Below are 634 nucleotides of genomic sequence, written 5' to 3'. Positions count from 1 at the left end.
CCAGTTCCAATGACGTCGTGAATGGCCTAGCCGGCCGGAAGCGAAAGAGGGACTGGAGGTAGGTAGGAAGCTTGTCGCTCTGGATTGTTGGTTGTTCGGTGTCTTCGACACTGTCTGATCAATAATCGGATTACCGTTGCCTGACCGCGCGGTACCGGATTTAATCTCGAGAAGCTGGTCTTAAAGATCGGACACAAGCGAACTGCTCGGCGTAGTTCCAATAAAGTGATCCGATCGAACACGTCGATGGCATTGTTGGATTGACTGGGTTGTAAAAGGTAACCCGGTCTGTTGCCGTTTCTGATGAAGCGGGAACCAGATGATGAGCATTGGCAATGAGAACGATTAAGTGTCGTAAGGGCATTTGGTGGATGCCTTGGCATGCACAGGCGATGAAGGACGTGATACGCTGCGAAAAGCCGTGGGGAGCTGCGAATAAGCTTTGATCCATGGATATCCGAATGGGGAAACCCACCTTAAATGCTTGGAAAATCCAAACTGAGTTTAGGCTCGGCTTGGGTTTCCAAGCATTGTGATAAGGTATCTACACCTGAATAAAATAGGGTGTAAGAAGCGAACTCGGGGAACTGAAACATCTAAGTACCCGAAGGAAAGGACATCAACCGAGACTCCG

Annotated in this window: 1 rRNA gene; it reads left to right on the top strand. The window is 49.5% G+C overall.

The annotated features are described in order from the left end of the window. Nucleotides 1-343 precede the first annotated feature (343 nt). Nucleotides 344-634: ribosomal RNA gene (locus QTL96_RS10015) — 23S ribosomal RNA — on the top strand; the annotation flags it as partial.

Source organism: Rhizobium sp. S163 (genome assembly GCF_030380805.1).
GTDB lineage: Bacteria > Pseudomonadota > Alphaproteobacteria > Rhizobiales > Rhizobiaceae > Rhizobium.
The sequence above is the reverse complement of the archived record's forward strand: the minus strand, read 5'-3'. Positions and strand labels throughout refer to the sequence as shown.